14 protein-coding genes are annotated in these 18490 nt (G+C 75.5%); 4 read left to right on the forward strand and 10 right to left on the reverse strand.

Annotated elements, in window-relative coordinates; all coding sequences use genetic code 11:
- Positions 1 to 55: 55 nt before the first annotated feature.
- Complete coding sequence (gene glnA / locus D0Z06_RS04390) at positions 56 to 1489, reverse strand: type I glutamate--ammonia ligase (RefSeq protein ID WP_117376171.1); 1434 nt, start codon at positions 1487 to 1489, stop codon at positions 56 to 58.
- A 178-nt stretch (positions 1490 to 1667) separates the two neighbouring features.
- On the opposite strand from glnA, the gene D0Z06_RS04395 reads away from it, so the two are divergent.
- Positions 1668 to 2075 carry an RDD family protein gene (locus D0Z06_RS04395; RefSeq protein WP_233517442.1) on the forward strand — a complete coding sequence of 136 codons (408 nt, stop codon included), beginning with the start codon at positions 1668 to 1670 and terminating at the stop codon, positions 2073 to 2075.
- A 62-nt stretch (positions 2076 to 2137) separates the two neighbouring features.
- Here the strand turns inward: D0Z06_RS04395 and D0Z06_RS04400 are convergent, their stop codons facing one another.
- The 3 genes from D0Z06_RS04400 to D0Z06_RS04410 form a co-directional block, all read right to left on the reverse strand.
- Entirely contained in the window at positions 2138 to 2962 is an 825-nt protein-coding gene (locus D0Z06_RS04400; RefSeq protein WP_117376173.1) for a DUF4191 domain-containing protein, read from the reverse strand.
- Positions 2963 to 3044: 82 nt separating this feature from the next.
- Complete coding sequence (gene lipA, locus D0Z06_RS04405; RefSeq protein WP_117376174.1) at positions 3045 to 4019, reverse strand: lipoyl synthase; 975 nt, start codon at positions 4017 to 4019, stop codon at positions 3045 to 3047.
- Between the two features lie 101 nt (positions 4020 to 4120).
- Positions 4121 to 5260 carry a hypothetical protein gene (locus D0Z06_RS04410; protein ID WP_147331978.1) on the reverse strand — a complete coding sequence of 380 codons (1140 nt, stop codon included), beginning with the start codon at positions 5258 to 5260 and terminating at the stop codon, positions 4121 to 4123.
- A gap of 119 nt (positions 5261 to 5379) precedes the next feature.
- Between D0Z06_RS04410 and D0Z06_RS04415 the strand changes: the two genes are divergently transcribed.
- On the forward strand, positions 5380 to 6309 hold the full coding sequence (locus D0Z06_RS04415; protein WP_117376176.1) for an LLM class F420-dependent oxidoreductase: 930 nt from the start codon (positions 5380 to 5382) through the stop codon (positions 6307 to 6309).
- 215 nt (positions 6310 to 6524) lie between these two features.
- Positions 6525 to 9416, forward strand: a complete 2892-nt coding sequence (gene leuS / locus D0Z06_RS04420) for a leucine--tRNA ligase (RefSeq protein WP_117376177.1) — start codon at positions 6525 to 6527, stop codon at positions 9414 to 9416.
- 60 nt (positions 9417 to 9476) lie between these two features.
- Here leuS and lipB read toward each other — a convergent pair whose 3' ends face one another.
- Genes lipB through D0Z06_RS04435 form a run of 3 tightly spaced genes read right to left on the reverse strand, consistent with a single transcriptional unit; the run spans position 9477 to position 12161 of the window.
- On the reverse strand, positions 9477 to 10130 hold the full coding sequence (gene lipB / locus D0Z06_RS04425; RefSeq protein WP_117376178.1) for a lipoyl(octanoyl) transferase LipB: 654 nt from the start codon (positions 10128 to 10130) through the stop codon (positions 9477 to 9479).
- 49 nt (positions 10131 to 10179) lie between these two features.
- On the reverse strand, positions 10180 to 10914 hold the full coding sequence (locus D0Z06_RS04430; RefSeq protein WP_117376179.1) for a Type 1 glutamine amidotransferase-like domain-containing protein: 735 nt from the start codon (positions 10912 to 10914) through the stop codon (positions 10180 to 10182).
- A gap of 2 nt (positions 10915 to 10916) precedes the next feature.
- Positions 10917 to 12161 carry an NAD(P)/FAD-dependent oxidoreductase gene (locus D0Z06_RS04435; protein WP_117376180.1) on the reverse strand — a complete coding sequence of 415 codons (1245 nt, stop codon included), beginning with the start codon at positions 12159 to 12161 and terminating at the stop codon, positions 10917 to 10919.
- 132 nt (positions 12162 to 12293) lie between these two features.
- Between D0Z06_RS04435 and D0Z06_RS26875 the strand changes: the two genes are divergently transcribed.
- The gene (locus D0Z06_RS26875) at positions 12294 to 13967 is read left to right on the forward strand and encodes a serine/threonine-protein kinase (protein WP_304999746.1); all 1674 of its coding nucleotides are present in this window, start codon (positions 12294 to 12296) and stop codon (positions 13965 to 13967) included.
- Between the two features lie 2 nt (positions 13968 to 13969).
- Here D0Z06_RS26875 and D0Z06_RS04445 read toward each other — a convergent pair whose 3' ends face one another.
- The 3 genes from D0Z06_RS04445 to lpdA form a co-directional block, all read right to left on the reverse strand.
- Positions 13970 to 14878, reverse strand: a complete 909-nt coding sequence (locus D0Z06_RS04445; protein ID WP_117376181.1) for a TIGR01777 family oxidoreductase — start codon at positions 14876 to 14878, stop codon at positions 13970 to 13972.
- A 181-nt stretch (positions 14879 to 15059) separates the two neighbouring features.
- On the reverse strand, positions 15060 to 16940 hold the full coding sequence (sucB, locus tag D0Z06_RS04450) for a 2-oxoglutarate dehydrogenase, E2 component, dihydrolipoamide succinyltransferase (RefSeq protein ID WP_117376182.1): 1881 nt from the start codon (positions 16938 to 16940) through the stop codon (positions 15060 to 15062).
- A 48-nt stretch (positions 16941 to 16988) separates the two neighbouring features.
- Positions 16989 to 18368, reverse strand: a complete 1380-nt coding sequence (lpdA, locus tag D0Z06_RS04455) for a dihydrolipoyl dehydrogenase (RefSeq protein WP_117376183.1) — start codon at positions 18366 to 18368, stop codon at positions 16989 to 16991.
- Positions 18369 to 18490: the final 122 nt, after the last annotated feature.

Raw genomic sequence — 18490 nt, forward strand, 5'->3', positions numbered from 1 at the left:
GTCGGGGACTGCTGCCGCCTCCCGGAGACCTGCTCGGGTCAGCGATGGGTCGAGCTCAGATGTCGTAGTACATCGCGAACTCGTGGGGGTGCGGGCGCAGGCGGATCGGGTCGATCTCGAACTCCCGCTTGTACTCGATCCACGTCTCGATCAGGTCGGGCGTGAACACCCCGCCGTCGACGAGGTACTCGTGGTCGGTCTCGAGCCGGTCGAGGACGGCGTCCAGCGACGCGGGCACCTTCTCGATGCCCAGGGCCTCCTCGGGCGGCAGCTCGTAGAGGTCCTTGTCGACCGGGGCCGGCGGCTCGATCTTGTTCTTGATGCCGTCGAGGCCGGCCATCAGCATCGCCGAGAAGGCGAGGTAGGGGTTGGCCGAGGGGTCGGGCACGCGGAACTCGATGCGCTTGGCCTTCGGGCTGTCACCGGAGATCGGGATGCGGCAGCAGGCCGAGCGGTTGCGGGCCGAGTAGACCAGGTTGATCGGCGCCTCGTACCCGGGCACGAGCCGGTGGTAGCTGTTGGTGGTCGGGTTGGTGAAGGCCAGCAGCGAGGGGGCATGGGTCAGCAGGCCGCCGATGTAGTGCCGGGCGGTGTCGGACAGGCCCGCGTAGCCGGTCTCGGCGTGGAAGAGCGGCTCGCCGTCCTTCCAGAGGCTCTGGTGGCAGTGCATGCCCGAGCCGTTGTCGCCGAACAGCGGCTTCGGCATGAAGGTGACGCTCTTGCCGGCCGCCCAGGCGGTGTTCTTGATGACGTACTTGAACAGCATCAGGCTGTCCGCGGCGCGCAGCAGGGTGTCGAACTTGTAGTTGATCTCCGCCTGGCCGGCGGTGCCCACCTCGTGGTGACCGCGCTCGAGCTCGAGCCCGACGTTGGTCAGGTTCTGCATCATCGCCGCGCGCAGGTCGCTGTAGTGGTCGTAGGGCTCGACGGGGAAGTAGCCGCCCTTGGCGCGGGTCTTGTAGCCGAGGTTGGGGCCGCCGTTCTCGCCGGTCAGCGCGCCCGAGTTCCAGGCGCCCTCGACCGAGTCGATGTGGTAGTAGCCCTCGTTGATGCCGGTCGAGTGCCGGATCGAGTCGAAGATGTAGAACTCCGCCTCCGGGCCGAAGTAGGCGGTGTCGGCGATGCCGCTGCTGGCCAGGTACGCCTCGGCCTTCTTCGCCACGTTGCGCGGGTCGCGGCTGTAGGCCTCCCGCGTGATCGGGTCGTGGATGAAGAAGTTGACGTTGAGCGTCTTGTGCTTGCGGAACGGGTCCACGAAGGCGCTGTTGGCGTCCGGCAGGAGCAGCATGTCGGACTCGTTGATCGCCTGGAACCCGCGGATCGAGGAGCCGTCGAAGCCGAGCCCGTCGGAGAAGGTGTCCTCACCGAAGCTCGACGCCGGGACCGTGAAGTGCTGCATGACTCCGGGCAGGTCGCAGAAGCGGACGTCGACGAACTCGACGTCGTTGTCGCGGATGTAGGCGGCGACCTCGTCGGGACTGGTGAACATCGATCCTCCGGGAGTGGGCGGACAGCCGACCGGGAACCTACGAGCGGGGTTTTGCCCCGCGGTGTCCCGGTTGTTTCGGGGCGGTAAATCGGGCTCCGGCGTGTCGCCGGCCCGGCGCCGTCCCGGCCGGACGGGTCGGCTGCGGACGGGTCATACGCTGGCTGGCATGGTCAGGGACGTGCCGTCAGCCTCTCAGGAACGCCCGCGCGGTGCCGCCCTGGGGTTGCCCGCCGAGGGGCCGGGGTCGCTGGCCGGCTTCTCCGGCCGGGTCGCGGCCTTCGCCGTCGACGCGCTGGCCTCGGCGCTGGTCGCCGGCCTGTTCACCGCACCGGCGCTGCCGGGCAACTGGAGCCTGGTGGCCTTCGCGGCGATCACCGTCGTGAGCCTGACCCTGGTCGGGCAGACCCCCGGCATGCGGCTGCTCGGCCTGCGGCTGGCGCACCCGAGGGAGGGAGCCCGGCTGGCACCCTGGCGGGCCGTCGTCCGCACGGCGCTGCTGTGCCTGCTCGTGCCCGCGCTGCTGGTCGACTCCGACGGCCGCGGGTTGCACGACCGGGTGGCGGGGACGGCCGTCGTCCGCGGGTGAGGTGGGCGGCGTGCCCGGGACGAGGTCTCCTCGCCCGCGGCACTCCGCTCGGCCCCGGGTGGTCAGCGCCGGCGGACCTGCCGCTGGCTGACCGACATCTGCCGGCCGCCCGGGAGCGGGCCGCCGGGGACGGGCATGCGCGGGCCGCCCAGCGCGGACAGCCGCTTGCGCAGCGCGTTGAGCTCCGCGCCGGAGAGGTTGCGCGGCAGCTTCATCACGTGCGGGGAGAGCTTGCGCAGCGGGACCTGGCCCTGCTCGTCCCCGACCAGCAGGTCGTAGATGGGGGCGTCGCCGGCGATCCGCGCGACCTTCTTCTTCTCCTGCGCCATCAGGGGCCGCACCCGGGAGGGCACGCCCTCGCCGACGAGGATGATCCCGGGCCGGCCGGTGACCCGGTGGACGGCGTCCATCTGCGTGGTCGCGGCGACCCCGGAGGAGACCTGCCAGTCGCCCCGCATGCCCTCGAGCACCCAGGCCGCCGCCCCCGGCTGGCCCTCCACCTGGCGGTAGGCCGAGCCCTGCGCCCGCCGACCGAAGACGATCATGGCCGCCAGCAGACCGAACAGGACGGCGATCGGGAGGAACAGGAACGGCGAGCCGAAGAGGACGGCGACCAGCTCGACGACGGCGGCCACCGCCACGAAGGCGATGAGCATGACCCAGGGCAGCTTCGGGTCGTTCTTGCGCGTCAGCGAGTAGGCCTGCTTGATCATGCGGGCCTGGTTGCCGATCCGCTTCAGCCGGCCGCCGCGGGCCTTCTCCGGCTTGCCGGCGCCGCTCTTGCCACCGGCCGCAGTCGCCCCCGACCGGCCGCGGGCGCCGGCGCCCGGTCCCCGGCCGGCCTTGCCGGTGGGCGCGGAGGGGTCAGTGGGCTTGCTGCGTGCCATGCCCCCAGGATAGGGAAAGGACCCCGGTGCCCCCTACGCCGCGCTGACGCGCACCGCGGGTCCCTGCACCGGGGCCGGCGGATCAGCTCGGCGCGGTGATCCCTCGAGCCGCCACGGCCTGCTGGTAGAGCCGCCCGGCGCGGTAGGAGCTGCGCACCAGCGGCCCGGCGAGGACGCCGGGGAAGCCGATCTCCTCCGCCTGCTGCTGGAACCCGACGAACTCGTCGGGCTTCACCCAGCGGACCACCGGGTGGTGCCGCGGGGATGGCCGCAGGTACTGGGTGATGGTGAGCAGGTCGCAGCCGGCCTCGTGCAGGGCCCGCATCGTCTCGACGACCTCGTCGGGCTCCTCGCCCATGCCGAGGATGAGGTTGGACTTGGTGACCAGGCCGGCCTCGCGGGCGGCGGTGAGCACGGCCAGCGAGCGCTCGAACCGGAACCCGGGCCGGATCCGCTTGAAGATGCGCGGCACGGTCTCGACGTTGTGCGCCAGGACCTCCGGCCGGGAGGAGAAGACCTCGGCGAGCTGATCGGGGTCGGCGTTGAAGTCGGGGATGAGCAGCTCGACGCCGCACCCGGGGACGGCGGCGTGGATCTGCCGGACCGTCTCGGCGTAGAGCCACGCGCCGCCGTCGGGCAGGTCGTCGCGGGCGACCCCGGTGACGGTCGCGTACCGCAGCTGCATCGTCGCGACGCTCTCGGCCACGCGGCGGGGCTCGTCGGCGTCGAAGTCGGCGGGCTTGCCGGTGTCGATCTGGCAGAAGTCGCAGCGCCGGGTGCACTGGTCCCCGCCGATGAGGAACGTGGCCTCGCGGTCCTCCCAGCACTCGTAGATGTTGGGGCAGCCGGCCTCCTCGCAGACCGTGTGCAGCCCCTCGCGGCGGACCAGCGACTTGAGCTCGGTGTACTCGGGGCCGGTCTTCAAGCGCGTCTTGATCCACTCGGGCTTGCGCTCGATGGGGACCTGGCTGTTGCGGACCTCGAGGCGCAGCAGCTTGCGGCCGCCGGGCGCGAGGGGCGTGTCGGACGAGGGGGTCGGGGCCACCGTCTCGCTCATGATCGCCCACGGTACCCCTCGGGCCGGACCTGGCCCGGACGTGCGACGGCGCCCGCCCCTGCGGGGGCGGGCGCCGTCGCGTGCCGCGGGTGCGGGTCTGCTCAGGTGGCCGGGTTGCGCGGGTCCTCGGCGTCCGAGCCCTGGCCGCTGCTGGCCGTCTGCGGCCGGTCGGTCGGCGACGCGGTCGCCGTGTCCAGCGCCGGGTCGTTCGGGGTGGTGGTGGCCGTCCCGGGGGTGGCGGAGTTCTCCGCGTCCCCGTAGGCCATCTGCTGCGGCTGCTCGCCCAGGTCGCTGTCGGGCGGGGTCGCGTCTCCGGCGGTCTCCTGGGCGGTGGAGACCGACTTCTCCGAGTTGCTGGGGGAACTGGGCACGGGGTCCTCTCGGTAGCTGGGCACGGGCCCGTCCCCGGCGGGGGCGGGGGTCCACAGGTCGTCGTCCTTGCGGCGGCGCAGCAGCGAGAAGGCGACGGCGCCGACGGCGAGGAGGAGGACCGCCCACGGCCAGCGGCGCGGCGGGGACTCCAGGCCGGCCCGCCGCTTGGCCGCCGTGGTGCCCTTCGACACCTTCCGGCCCTGCTTGGCGGCCCGCTTCTCCAGGGCCCGGCGGCGCTTGGCGACCTGCTTGCGCGCCTTGTCCGTGCCGGCGGCCAGCTCCTCGCGCCGCAGGTCGAGCTCCTCGAGCACGCCGGCCAGGCTGTCGCGGGCGTTCTCCAGCGCCGGGCCGAGCGACTCGCGGGCGGCCAGCACCTTCGGCGTGGCGTAGGCCAGGGCCGCCGCCTGCGCCGCGGTCAGCCGGGGGCCGACGTCCTTCTCCAGGGTCTTGCGGGCCGACTCCCGGGCGGCCTCGAACCGGGGGCCGAGGTCGGCGGCCGCCTCCTGGGCGGCGATGCGCGCGGCCTCCACCCGGGGGGCCAGGGAGTCGCGGGCGGCCTCCACCCGCGGCGCCAGGGCCTCGCGGGCGGCCTCCACGCGCGGGGCCAGGTCGGCGGCGGCCCGGCCGGCGGCCTCGCGGGCCTGCGCCACCGCGGGGGCGGCGACCGCGGTGGCCGCGGCCACCTTCGGCGCCACCGCCACCTTGGCGGCCTGCAGCGCCGGGCCGGAGGCCTCGCGGGCGGCCTCGACACGCGGTGCGAGCTGCTCCGCCGCGGCCCGGCCCGCCTCGGCCACCGCCGTCCCGAGGTGGCTGAAGCCCTCCTGCAGCTCCTCGCCGATGATCTGGCCGTGTGTCTTCTTGCGGAACACGGGATGCACCTCCGAGTTGATCGTCTCGGCGGCCATCCTGCCCGCTCGCCGCAGGGCGCACACCCCGGACCGCGATCTCGGCCGCGCGACCCCCGCGGGGGCGGGCTAGCGTCGCCGCCGTGCAGCTGCGGATCTTCACCGAGCCCCAGCAGGGGGCCACGTACGACGACCTGCTCGCCGTCGCGCGCCGGACGGAGGAGACCGGCTTCGACGCCTTCTTCCGGTCCGACCACTACCTGGCCATGGGCGGCGACGGGCTGCCCGGGCCCACGGACGCGTGGGTGACCCTCGCCGGTCTGGCCCGGGAGACCAGCCGCATCCGGCTCGGCACCCTGATGAGCGCGGCCACGTTCCGGCTGCCGGGGCCGCTGGCCATCGCGGTCGCGCAGGTGGACCGGATGAGCGGTGGCCGCGTCGAGCTCGGCCTGGGGTCGGGCTGGTACGAGGCCGAGCACACCGCCTACGGCATCCCGTTCCCGGAGCTGGGCGAGCGCTTCGACCGGTTCGAGGAGCAGCTCGCCGTCGTCACCGGGCTGTGGTCGACGCCGGTGGGGGAGACCTTCGACTTCGCCGGGGAGCACTACCGGGTCGCCGGCTCGCCGGCGCTGCCCAAGCCGGCCCAGGACGGCGGCGTCCCGGTGCTGGTCGGTGGCCGGGGGCGGAAGCGGACCCCCCGGCTGGCCGCCCGCTACGCGGCCGAGTTCAACGTGCCCTTCTCCTCGGTCGAGGAGAACGCGCGGCTCTTCGCCGGGGTCCGGGAGGCCTGCGAGGAGGCCGGCCGCGACCCGGCGTCGATGGTGTTCAGCTCCGCCCTGGTGCTGTGCGTCGGCCGCGACGAGGCCGAGCTGGCCCGCCGGGCCGCGGCGATCGGGCGCGAGGTGGACGAGCTGCGGGAGCACGGCGCGGCGGGCACCCCGGCCGAGGTGGTCGACGTCCTCGGCCGGTACGCCGAGGCGGGGGCCTCGCGGGCGTACCTGCAGGTGCTCGACCTCTCCGACCTCGACCACCTGGACCTGGTGGCCGCCGAGGTGGCCCCGCAGCTGGCCTGACCCGGCGCCGGCCGCCCCCGCCCTCGGCGCCTGGGTGGGGTCGGCCGGGCCGAGCGCGGGAACGGAGCGGCCGGGCCGCGCTATCCTGGGCCGGTGACCGGTCGGCTCCTCCCGCGGCCGTGCTGACCTGACCGGATCAGGCAGCACGGCGACCCCTCCTGCGTGAGGGGTTTTTTCATGTCCGCCGCCGGTACGAGCCCCCAGGAGCACTGACGATGAGCCAGACGGCCAGCCAGCCGAGCACCGACCCCGCCGCGGAGGGCACGCCCCCGCACCGGTACACCCCCGCGCTGGCGCAGCGGATCGAGCTGGCCTGGCAGGACCGCTGGGCGGCCGAGGGCACCTGCCACACGCCGAACCCGACCGGGCGGCTGTCCGCGGGCTTCGACCGGGTCGCCGACCGGCCCAAGTTCTTCGTGATGGACATGTTCCCGTACCCCTCCGGTGCCGGGCTGCACGTCGGGCACCCGCTGGGCTACCTGGGCACCGACGTCACCAGCCGGTTCCGCCGGATGGACGGCGACAACGTGCTGCACCCGATGGGCTACGACGCCTTCGGCCTGCCCGCCGAGCAGTACGCCGTCCAGACCGGCCAGCACCCGCGGGTGACCACCGAGGCGAACATCGCCGCGATCAGGGCGCAGCTGCGCCGGCTGGGCGTCGACCACGACGACCGCCGGTCCTTCGCCACCATCGACCCCGGCTACTACAAGTGGACCCAGTGGATCTTCCTGCAGGTCTTCGGGTCCTGGTTCGACGAGGAGGCCGGCCGGGCGCGGCCGATCGCCGAGCTGGTGGCCGAGCTGGACGCCGGCACCCGGGAGCCCGCCCCCGGCAGCAACCCGGCGGGCCGCCCCTGGGCGGAGCTGGACGACGTCGAACGGCGGCGGGTCGTCGACGCCCACCGGCTGGCCTACCTGCACGAGGCGCCGGTCAACTGGTGCCCCGGCCTGGGCACGGTGCTGTCGAACGAGGAGGTCACCCCCGACGGGCGCTCCGAGCGCGGCAACTTCCCGGTGTTCCGCCGTCCGTTGACGCAGTGGATGATGCGGATCACCGCCTACGCCGACCGGCTGCTGGCCGACCTGGACCGGCTGGACTGGTCGGACTCGCTGAAGCTGATGCAGCGCAACTGGATCGGCCGCTCGACCGGCGCGCGCCTCCGGTTCTCCTGCGGGGCGGAGTCGATCGAGGTCTTCACCACCCGGCCGGACACGCTGTTCGGCGCCACGTACGTGGTGATCGCCCCGGAGCACCCGTTGGTCGACGCGCTGACCGCCGACGCCTGGCCGGAGGGCACCGACCCGCGCTGGACCGGCGGGGCGACCACCCCCGCCGTGGCGGTGGCCGACTACCAGCGGCAGGCCTCCCGCCGCTCCGAGCTGGACCGGCAGAACGAGGCGCGGGAGAAGACCGGTGTCTGGCTGGGCGTCACGGCCGTCAACCCGGTCAACGGCCGCGAGCTGCCGGTGTTCATCGCCGATTACGTGCTGACCGGCTACGGTACCGGCGCGATCATGGCGGTGCCGGGGGAGGACACCCGCGACTTCGAGTTCGCGGAGGTGTTCGGCCTGCCCGTGGTGCGCACCGTGCAGCCGCCCGAGGGCTTCGAGGGCGGGGCCTGGACCGGCGCCGGCGCGATGATCAACTCCGCGAACGACGAGGTCTCGCTGGACGGCCTGGCGAAGGCCGAGGCGATCGAGCGGATCACCGCGTGGCTGGTGGCGCGCGGGCACGGCGAGGCGACCACCACCTACAAGCTGCGCGACTGGCTGTTCAGCCGGCAGCGCTACTGGGGCGAGCCGTTCCCGATCGTCTACGACGAGCACGACCTGCCGGTCGCCGTCCCGGACCGGATGCTCCCGGTGCTGCTGCCCGAGGTCGACGACTACTCGCCGAAGACCTTCGCCGACGACGACGCCGACTCGGCACCGGAGCCGCCGCTGTCGCGGGCGACGGAGTGGACGACGGTCGAGATGGACCTGGGCGACGGGCCGAGGACCTACCGGCGCGAGACCAACACGATGCCCAACTGGGCGGGGTCCTGCTGGTACTACCTGCGCTACCTGGACCCGGGCGACGACGAGCGGATGGTCGACCCGGAGCTGGAGCGGTACTGGCTGGGCCCCCGCGGCGAGGGCGACGTCGGCGGCGTCGACCTGTACGTCGGCGGGGTCGAGCACGCGGTGCTGCACCTGCTGTACGCGCGGTTCTGGCACAAGGTGCTCTTCGACCTGGGGTACGTCTCCAGCGAGGAGCCGTTCCGCCGGCTGGTCAACCAGGGCTACATCTCCGCCTACGCCTACACCGACGCGCGCGGCTTCTACGTGCCCGCCGCCGAGGTGGAGGAGAGGGACGGCCGCTTCTTCCACGGGGGCGCCGAGGTCAACCGTGAGTACGGCAAGATCGGCAAGAGCCTGAAGAACATGGTGACCCCGGACGAGATGATCGGCGCCTACGGGGCCGACACCTTCCGGGTCTACGAGATGTCGACCGGGCCGCTGGAGCAGTCCCGGCCCTGGGAGACCAAGGCGGTCGTCGGCTCCCAGCGGCTGCTGCAGCGGATCTGGCGGGTCGTCGTCGACGAGGAGACCGGGGCCGTCCGCGCCGACGACGCCGCCGAGCCGGACGAGGGCACGCTGCGGGCGCTGCACCGGGCGATCGCCGGCGTCCGCGACGGGATGTCGACGCTGCGGTTCAACATCGCCATCGCGCGGATCACCGAGCTGACCAACCACCTGACGCAGGCCTACGGGGACGGGCGCCGGGTCCCGCGCTCGGTGGCCGAGCCGCTGGTGCTCGTGCTGGCCCCGCTGGCCCCGCACATCGCCGAGGAGCTGTGGTCACGGCTGGGGCACGGCGAGTCGCTGGCCTGGGCCCCGTTCCCGGTGGCCGACGAGCGCTGGCTGGTCGAGGACACCGTCCAGGTGGCCGTGCAGCTCAACGGCAAGGTCCGCGCGCAGGTGGACGTGGCGGCCGACGCGGACGCCGCCGGGCTGGAGGAGGCCGCCCGCGCCGACGAGAAGGTCGCCGGGCTGCTGGCGGGCCGGACGGTGCGCCGGGTGATCGCGGTGCCCGGCCGGCTGGTCAACTTCGTGGTCGGCTAGCCGCCCCCGGGTGGGGCGCCGCGGCGCGGTGGACGCGCCCCGGTACCCCGCCCGGCCGGGTCAGCTCGCGGCGGGGACCGCGGCGGCGCCGGTCCGCACGGCGCGCAGGGCGGTCTCGACCGCGTCGAGCACCTCGCCGACCGGGACGTCGCGGCCGAGCTCGGCCGACAGCGAGGTGACGCCGGCGTCGGCGATGCCGCAGGGGACGATCGCGCCGAAGGCGGCGAGGTCGGGGTCGCAGTTGAGCGCGAAGCCGTGCATCGTCACGCCACGGGCCACCCGGACCCCGATGGCCGCGACCTTGCGGTCCGGCCCGCGCGCGTCGGCGGGCACCCACACCCCGCTGCGCCCCTCGACCTGCTCGGTGGCCAGGCCCAGACCGGCGCAGACCGCCATGAGCGCGGTCTCCAGGCGGCGGACGTGGGCGACCACGTCGACCGGGTCGGGCAGCGCCACGACCGGGTAGCCGACGAGCTGCCCGGGCCCGTGCCAGGTGATCTTGCCACCGCGGTCGACGTCGACGACCGGGGTGCCGTCGACCGGCCGCTCGTGGGGCTCGGTGCGCTTGCCGGCCGTGTAGACCGGGGGGTGCTCCAGCAGGAGCAGGGTGTCCGGGCCCGTGCCGGCGACCCGCTCCTCGTGCAGCCTGCGCTGCCAGGCCCAGGCCTCCTCGTAGGGGACCAGGCCGGCGCGGATGACCTGCAGCTCGCTCACGCCCCCGAGCCTATGCCCGGGACGGGGCCGCGACGGGCAGGGCGGCCGGTCAGCGCAGCCGTCGCGGCTCGATCCGGGTCTCGACGACGGCGCCGTCCGCCCCCCGCTCGACCCGGTAGGCGGCCCGGCCGGACCGGTCGGCCACCACCTCGGCCAGCTCGGTGCCGCGGTAGACCAGCCCCACCCCGTCGTCGGTGGCGTGCCCGCCGGGCAGGGTGCCGTCGGCGACGAGGCGGTGGTAGAGCGGGCGGCGCTGCTCCTCGGAGTCGTAGTGCACCCCGTTGGAGGTCGGGATGAGGCCCAGCCCGTTCGTCACCGGCCGCAGGTCCGGGCCGTAGGAGTCGGTGGTGCCCCCGACGTGCCAGCACAGCGACCCGGCCGAGACCCCGCCGAGCACGACGCCGGCCCGCCAGACCTCGGCCAGCACCTCGTCGAGGCCGTGCACGCGCCACACGGCCAGCAGGTTCGCCACGCTCCCGCCGCCCACCCAGACGACGTCCTGGGCGAGCAGGTGCGCCCGCAGGTCCGGCACGGTCGGCATCGGGAAGAGGCTCAGGTGGCTCACCCGGACGCCGCTGCCGGCGAACGCGCCGTAGACGCCGGCCACGCGCACCGGGTCGTCACCGGTGGCGGTGCCGACGTAGCACAGCCGGGGCGCCTCCGGCCGGCCGGCGAGGTCGAAGGCGAGGTCGAAGACCGGCCCGGGCGCCCAGTCGTACGGGCCGCGGCCACGGGAGTCGAACCCGATGCTGGTCGCCAGGATGGTCGGTGCGGGTGCGGGCACGGTCAGGCGGCTCCCTGCTGGCCGGGGCGGAGGGCGCGCAGCACGGCGCGGGCGGTGCGCGCACCGCTGGCCATGGCCCCCTGGATGGACGGGGTGTCGCGGTGGTCGCCGCAGACGAAGAGGCCCTCGCCCAGGTCGACCGGCTTGCGCAGGGTCAACGGGGGCAGGGCGGCCGGCTGGGCGCCGGGCACGGTCACCGACGTGAGGTGCTCGAGGTCGCGCGGGGCGACGCCGTGCAGGGCGGCGATCTCGTCCCGGACCTCGGCCTCGCCGGTCGGGGCCAGCGTCGAGCTGGCGAGCAGGGCCCGCCCGTCGGGGCTGTAGGCGGGCTGGGCGTCGGTCACCACCGCGGAGTTGACCAGGCGGCCGCCGGGCCGGCCGAGCAGCACCAGCGGGTCGCGCCACGGCGAGGACGGCAGCACGTGCAGGTGGGTGGTGACCTGGCGCGGTGCGGTGGCGACCACGCCGGGGACCAGCAGCCCCGCGGTCCCCGGGTCGGTGGCGACGACGACGGCGTCGGCCTCCACCCGGCCGTGCCCGGTGCGCACGGAGGTCCCCTCGACCGCGGTCACCGGTACGCCGAGGTGCACCCGCCCGTCCCCGACGCGGCCGGCCAGCTGCTCCCCGACGGCCTGCATCCCGCGCGCCGGCAGGCCGATGTCCCCGCGGGCGAAGCTGCGCCACAGCAGGTCGAGGTACCGGCTGGAGGTCTGCAGCCCCGACTCGAGCAGCACGCCGGAGAGGAAGGGCCGGAGGAACCGCTCGAGCGCGGCCGTGCCGACCCCGGAGCGGCGCAGGTGCTCCTCCGCGGTGAGCTCCCGCGCCCGCAGCAGCCGGGGGACGGGCGTCCAGGCGGCACGGGCGGAGAAGGCGGCGAGCGCGGCCTTGCGGGGGAGGGACCCCACCGGCGCGCGGAGGGTGCCCACCGCGGCCGCGGGGTGCCGGCGCGGGTCGACCAGCCGGTGGAGGCGGTCGCCGACGCGGATCACCGCCCCGCGCCAGAAGTACCCGAGGTCCAGGGCCGCCAGGTCGAGGTCGGCGGCCCGGGGGTAGCCGGTGTTGAGGACCTGGAACCCGCGGTCGACGACGAACCCGTCGATGCGCTCGGTGGCCAGCCGGCCGCCGGCGTGCGCCGCGGCCTCCACGACGTGGACGTCGCACCCGGCGCCGGCCAGCCGCACCGCCGCGGACAGGCCGGCCAGCCCGGCTCCGACGACGACGACCTCGGCGCGGGCGGGCGGTGGCATGGCCCGAACCTAGGGGTCCGGCCCGCCGGCCACACGAGGCGGGTGCGGTCGCGCCCCCATCGGACGTCGGGCGGGCCGGCGCCTGTGGACAACCGGGGCGCCCGCGCTGCCCGCGGCTCTACCGTGCCCGCCGTGCCTCTCCTGCCTGCGCCCGGGAACCCGGATGCCCCCGTCGTCCCCGGCTACCGGCTCGAGCACCTGCTCGGCCGCGGCGCCTCCGGGGAGGTATGGCGCGCGGTGCCGCGGGCCGGCGGCACCCCCGTGGCCGTGAAGGTGCTGGTGGCCGGCGACCCGGAGCGGCAGGCCCGCGAGGCGGCCCTCCTCGGCGCGCTGGACCACCCGCACCTCGTCCGCCTGGTCGAGGTGGTGCACCAGCCGCGCCGGGGCGGGCCCCCGCGGGTGGCGCTGGTCCTGGAGCTGCTCCCGGGCGGGAGCCTGGCGGCCCTGCTCGCCCGCCGGGGTCGGCTCCGCCCGGGGGAGGTGGTCACCGCGGTCGCCCCGGTGGCCGCTGCCCTGGCCTGCGCGCACGAGCAGGGCGTGGTGCACGGCGACCTGTCCCCGGGCAACGTCGTCTTCACCGCCGAGGGGCGCCCGGTGCTCACCGACCTGGGCGTGGCGCGGGTGCTGGGCGAGGAGGCCGCCGCCGAGGTCACCCCGGCCTACGTGGACCCGGTCGTGGCCCGCGGGGGTGCACCGGACCCGTCGTCGGACGTGTTCGGGGTGGCCGCGGCGGCGTTCCACGCCCTCACCGGCGTCGCACCCTGGAACGCGGCCACCCCGGCCGACACGCTGCGCGTCGCAGCCGCAGGGGAGCTCCCCGACCTCACCGAGCTGGCCCCGGGGGCCCCGCCGGAGCTGCTGGCGGTCATCGCCCGGGGGCTGGACCCGCACCCGCACCGGAGGGGCACGGCGGCGGCCTTCGCCCTGGACCTCCGGCACGCCTGCCGGCCCGAGCCCGTGGAGCTGGGCCCACCCGGCCCGGGCGACCGGGCGGCCGGGAGTGGCGCCGGCACCCCCGCCCGCACGGAGCTGACCCACCAGGTGCCGGGGCGGCACCGGCGCGAGCCGCCCCGGGTGGTGGACCGCGCACCGCTCCGGCGCCGGCTGGCCGGCCGGCTGCGGGTCGGTGCGCTGCGGATGGGTGCGCTGCGCACCGGTGGGCTGCGGCCCGGGGCCGTGCGGGCCGCTGCCGTGCTCGCCGTCCTGCTGGCCGTGGTGGCGGTCGCCGTGGCGCTGGCACCGGGTCCGGCAGACCCCCCACCGGCGGCCGCGCCCGGCGCGGCCCCCGGCGGCACGGCCGCACCCGGCACGGCCCCGGGCGGCGCGGCCGCTCCCAGCACGGCCCCGGGCGGCCCGCCGTCGCAGCCCCCTGCGGCGGAGGTCGGCGAGGGGTCCACCGACGGGTTCGGCGAGGGGCCCCGCGCCGACTGGCGCGCCGTGCTGGAGGACCTCTACGAGGTCCGGGCCAGCGCGTTCGCCACGTCCGACCCCGTCCCGCTGGACCGGGTGCACGCCCCGGGCAGCCCGCTGCTGACCGCCGACCGGGCGGCGGTGGAGGCGCTGCGCGCCGCGGGACACCGGCTCGAGGGGTTCGCGCCCCGCGTCGTCCAGGCCTCCGTCGTGTCGGCCGGCGAGGGGCGGGTGGTGCTCGCCGTGGTGGACGAGTGGGCGGCCTACGCGGTCGTCGAGGCGCCCGGGACGGCGCCGGTGCAGACCGTCGGGCCCCGGGGGCCGAGCGGTGCCCGGATCACCCTCGTCGGCGGGGACGACGGGTGGCGGATCGCGGAGGCGCAGACCGCGCGCTGAGCTCAGCCCCGGCCGAGCGCCGTCCGCAGGGCCGAGTCGAGGTCCCGGTGCGTCCAGGTGAAGCCGGCCTCCTGCAGCGCGGCGGGCACGGCGCGCTGCCCGGCGAGGACGCTGGACCGGCCGAACTCGCCCAGCGCGAGGGCGATGGCCGGGCCGGGCACGGGCAGGACGGCCGGCCGGTGCAGGACGTGCGCCAGCCGCCGGACGAACTCGGCGTTGGTGACCGGGTCCGGCCCGGTGAGGTTGACCGGGCCGGAGACGTCGGCGTCGAGCAGGAAGCGGATCGCGGCGATCTCGTCCTCCAGGCCGATCCAGGGCCAGTACTGGCGCCCCGAACCCATCCGCCCGCCCAGGCCGGCGCGGAAGACCAGGCCCAGGATCGTGACCAGCATGGCGCCGCGGCCGACGACGAGCCCCGTGCGCAGGTGGGCGACCCGGATGCCGGCGGCCTCGGCGGGCGCGGTGGCGGCCTCCCACTCCGCGCACAGGCGGGCCAGGAAGTCCTGCCCGGACGGGGCCGACTCGGTCACCGTCCGGTCCCCGGTGTCGCCGTAGTACCCCACGGCGGACGCCGACAGCAGCACCCGGCGACGGCCGGGCTCGGCGGTCGCGGCGTCGGCGAACGCCCTGCTGACCGTGGTCGTGCTGTCCAGCCGGCTGCGGCGCAGGCTCTCCTTGTAGGAGGACGTGAACGGCCGCGGCCGGATGGGCGTGCCGGCGAGATTGACCACGGCGTCGACGTCGGCCAGCAGGGTGGGGTCGACGCGCTGGTGGTGGGGGTCCCAGCGGTGCTCGTCGGCCGTCCGGGGCGTCCGCCGGACGAGGCGGAGCACGTCGTGCCCGTCGGTCCGCAGCGCGGCGACCAGGTGCGTGCCGATGAGACCGGACGAGCCGGTGACCGCGATCCTCATGCACTTCCTCCGCTGGCGCCGGGACGGCGGACGCGACGGGGCCCGGGCGGGTGCCGGGGCCCCGATGGCCCCCTGCAGGGCGCCGCCGCCGGCCCCGTCCCGGGGCTCGCCCCGGGCTCGCCGGGGGAGAGGGGGACGGGGCCCGTCGACGACGGGTGGCAGGGGGCCCGGGGGACCTCGCTCAGCTGAGCCCGAGCTCGCCGTGGAACTGGCCGGCCTCCAGCCGCTCCTTCACCGTGCCGAGGAAGCGGGCGGCGTCGGCCCCGTCGACGATCCGGTGGTCGTAGGTCAGCGCCAGGTAGACCATCGACCGGACCGCGATCACCTCGCCGAGGTCGGGGTCCTGGACGACGACCGGGCGCTTGACCACCGTGCCCACGCCCAGGATGGCCACCTGGGGCTGGTTGATGATCGGCGTGTCGAACAGCGCCCCGCGGCTGCCGGTGTTGGTCAGCGTGAAGGTGCCGCCGCCCAGCTCGTCCGGGGTGACCTTGTTCGTGCGGGTGCGCTCGGCCAGGTCGGCGATCTTGCGGGCCAGCCCGCCGATGCTCAGGTCGCCGGCGTCCTTGATGACCGGCACGAGCAGGCCGCGCTCGGTGTCGACCGCGACGCCCAGGTTCTCGGCGTCGTGGTAGGTGACCGTGCCGGCCTCGAGGTCGATCGAGGAGTTCACGGCCGGGTGGGCCTTGAGCGCCTCGACCGCCGCCTTGGCGAAGAAGGGCAGGAAGGACAGCTTGACGCCCTCGCGGGCCTCGAAGTCCCGCTTGGCCCGGTCCCGCAGCCGGGCGATCGCGGTGACGTCGGCCTCGACCACCGTGGTCAGCTGCGCGCTGACGGCCAGCGACTCCACCATCCGGCGGGCGATGACGCTGCGCAGCCGGGACAGCTTCTCGGTGCGGCCGCGCAGCGAGGTGTCGGGCATGGCCGCCGGCGACGGGGTCGGGGCGGTGCGGGCCGGGGCCTGCCGGGTCTCCCCCTGCGGCTCCGCCGCGGGCTGCCGGCCCTGCTGCGCGGCCGCCAGCACGTCCTGCTTGCGGATCCGCCCGCCGACGCCCGTGCCGCTCACCGAGGACAGGTCCACGCCGTGCTCGGCGGCCAGCCGGCGCACGAGCGGGGTGACGTACGTGCCGCCGCCGTCACCGCCGCCGTCGCCGCCCGCGGGAGCGGGCGACGGGGCCTTCGGCGCCTCAGGCGCCTGCGGGGCCACCGCCTGCGCGGGGGAGGGTGCCGAGGTGGGCGACTCGGCGGGCATTGCGCCGCTGGAGCCGTAGTCGGCGCCCGGCTGCTCGGAGGCCGGCTGCGCACGCTCCGGGGTGGGTTGCTCGGCGGCCGGCTCCTCCTGCTGCTGCGGCTCGGCGGCCGGCCGCTCCTGCTGCTGCGGTGCGGCCTGCTGGGGCGCGGAGCCGCCCCCGGCGGCGCCGCTGCCGATGACGGCCAGCTGCGCGCCGACCTCCACGGTCTCGTCCTCGCCGACCAGGATCTCCTGCAGGGTGCCGCTGACCGGCGCCGGGATCTCGGTGTCGACCTTGTCGGTGGACACCTCGAGCAGCGGCTCGTCGGCGCTCACCTCGTCGCCGACGGACTTCAGCCACCGGGTCACCGTGCCCTCGGTGACGCTCTCGCCGAGGGCGGGCATGGTCACCGGGGTGCCCTCGCCGCCGCCGGAGGAGCCCCCGGAGTCCCCGGACGGCGCCTCCGCCGCGGGCTGGGCCTCCGGCTGCGGCTCCTCGGCCGGCTCCGGAGCGGGCTCCTCGGCCGCGGCGGGCTGCTCCTCGGCGGCTCCGGCGTCCTCGTCCTGGCCGGCCGGTGCGCCACCGCCGTCCCCGTCGCCACCGATCACGGCGAGCTCGGCGCCGACCTCGACGGTCTCGTCCTCGGCGACGAGGATCTTGCTCAGGACACCGGCGGCCGGCGCCGGGATCTCGGTGTCGACCTTGTCGGTCGAGACCTCGAGCAACGGCTCGTCGGCCTCGACCTGCTCACCCTCCTGCTTGAGCCATCGGGTGACCGTGCCCTCGGTGACGCTCTCGCCCAGGGCGGGCATGGTGACGGAGGTCGGCATCGGGGCGGGGCTCCTTCGCAGTGCTGGGTGGGTGGGGGTGAGGCGGGGTCAGCCGTGCACGTGCAGGGGCTTGCCCGCCAGCGCGAGGTGCGCCTCGCCGAGGGCCTCGCTCTGCGTCGGGTGCGGGTGGATGAGGCCGGCGACGTCGTCGGCCTCGGCCTCCCAGTTGTAGATCAGCTGGGCCTCGGCGATCAGCTCGCCGACGCGGCTGCCCACCATGTGGACGCCGACGACGGGGCCGTCGACGGCCTGCACCAGCTTGACCGCGCCCTGGGTCTTGAGGATCTGGCTGCGGCCGTTCCCGCCGAGGTCGTAGGTCAGGGTCTTGACCTCGCCGAAGCGCTCCTTGGCCTGGGCCTCGGTCAGGCCGACCGAGGCCACCTCCGGGTCGGAATAGGTGATGCGCGGCACCCCGGCGTAGTCGATGGGCGGGGGGTTGAGCCCGGCCACGCGCTCGGCGACGAGGATGCCCTCGCCGAAGCCGACGTGGGCCAGCTGCAGGGTGGGGATGAGGTCGCCGACGGCCGAGATGGTCTCGACGTTGGTGCGGCAGTACTCGTCGACGAGCACGTACCCGCGGTCCATGGCGACCCCGGCCTCCTCGTAGCCGAGGCCCTGGCTGACCGGGCCGCGGCCCACGGCCACGAGCACGATCTCGGCCTCGATCTCCTTGCCGTTCTCCAGCGCGACCTTGACGCCGTCCTCCGTGGTCTGCACCCCGGAGACGCGGCTGCCCAGCTCGAAGCCGATCTTGCGGCGGCGGAAGGCGCGCTCGAGCAGCTTGGACGACGACTCGTCCTCCAGCGGGACCAGGTGGGGCAGCGCCTCGACGATGGTGACGTCCACGCCGAAGGACTTCCAGGCGCTGGCGAACTCGCAGCCGATGACGCCGCCGCCGAGGATCACCGCCGACGTCGGTACGCGGTCCATCCGGAGGGCGTGGTCGCTGGTGATGACCTTGGTGCCGTCGAGCTCGATGCCCGGCAGGCTGCGGGCGTAGGACCCCGTGGCCAGCAGGACGTGCCGGCCCTCGTAGCGCTGGCCGTCGACCTCGACGGCCGTGGGCGAGACGAGCCGGCCCTCGCCCTCGACGTAGGTGATCTTCCGGCTCTTGATGAGCCCCTGCAGGCCCTTGTAGAGCCGCGAGACCACGCCGTCCTTGTAGGCGTTGACGCCGTCCATGTCGATGCCGGCCAGCGAGGTCTTGACGCCGAACTGCTCGCCCTCGCGGGCGGCGTCGGCGATCTCCCCGGCGTGCAGCAGCGCCTTCGTCGGGATGCACCCGCGGTGCAGGCAGGTGCCGCCGACCTTGTCCCGCTCGACCAGGACGACGGACAACCCGAGCTCGGCGCCGCGCAGCGCGGCGGCATAGCCACCCGAGCCACCACCGAGGATGACCAGGTCGGCGGGGGAGGTGGGTGCACTCACGGGAACTCCTCGTCGCTGTCGTCGGCGCCCCGCCCGCACGGGCGGGGGAACGTCCGTGCTCATCCTGCCACTAGGGGAACCCCGCGGCCCGGAACGGCCGTTCACCCGGCAGGGAGGCGGGC

Source organism: Geodermatophilus marinus (genome assembly GCF_003428645.1).
GTDB lineage: Bacteria > Actinomycetota > Actinomycetes > Mycobacteriales > Geodermatophilaceae > Geodermatophilus.

Coding starts and splice junctions, on each gene's coding strand:
- D0Z06_RS04400 (WP_117376173.1), bottom strand. CDS start 2,962: ATGGCACGCAGCAAGCCCACTGACCCCTCCGCGCCCACCGGCAAGGCC.
- glnA (WP_117376171.1), bottom strand. CDS start 1,489: ATGTTCACCAGTCCCGACGAGGTCGCCGCCTACATCCGCGACAACGAC.
- D0Z06_RS04435 (WP_117376180.1), bottom strand. CDS start 12,161: ATGCCACCGCCCGCCCGCGCCGAGGTCGTCGTCGTCGGAGCCGGGCTG.
- sucB (WP_117376182.1), bottom strand. CDS start 16,940: ATGCCGACCTCCGTCACCATGCCCGCCCTGGGCGAGAGCGTCACCGAG.
- lipA (WP_117376174.1), bottom strand. CDS start 4,019: ATGAGCGAGACGGTGGCCCCGACCCCCTCGTCCGACACGCCCCTCGCG.
- D0Z06_RS04445 (WP_117376181.1), bottom strand. CDS start 14,878: ATGAGGATCGCGGTCACCGGCTCGTCCGGTCTCATCGGCACGCACCTG.
- leuS (WP_117376177.1), top strand. CDS start 6,525: ATGAGCCAGACGGCCAGCCAGCCGAGCACCGACCCCGCCGCGGAGGGC.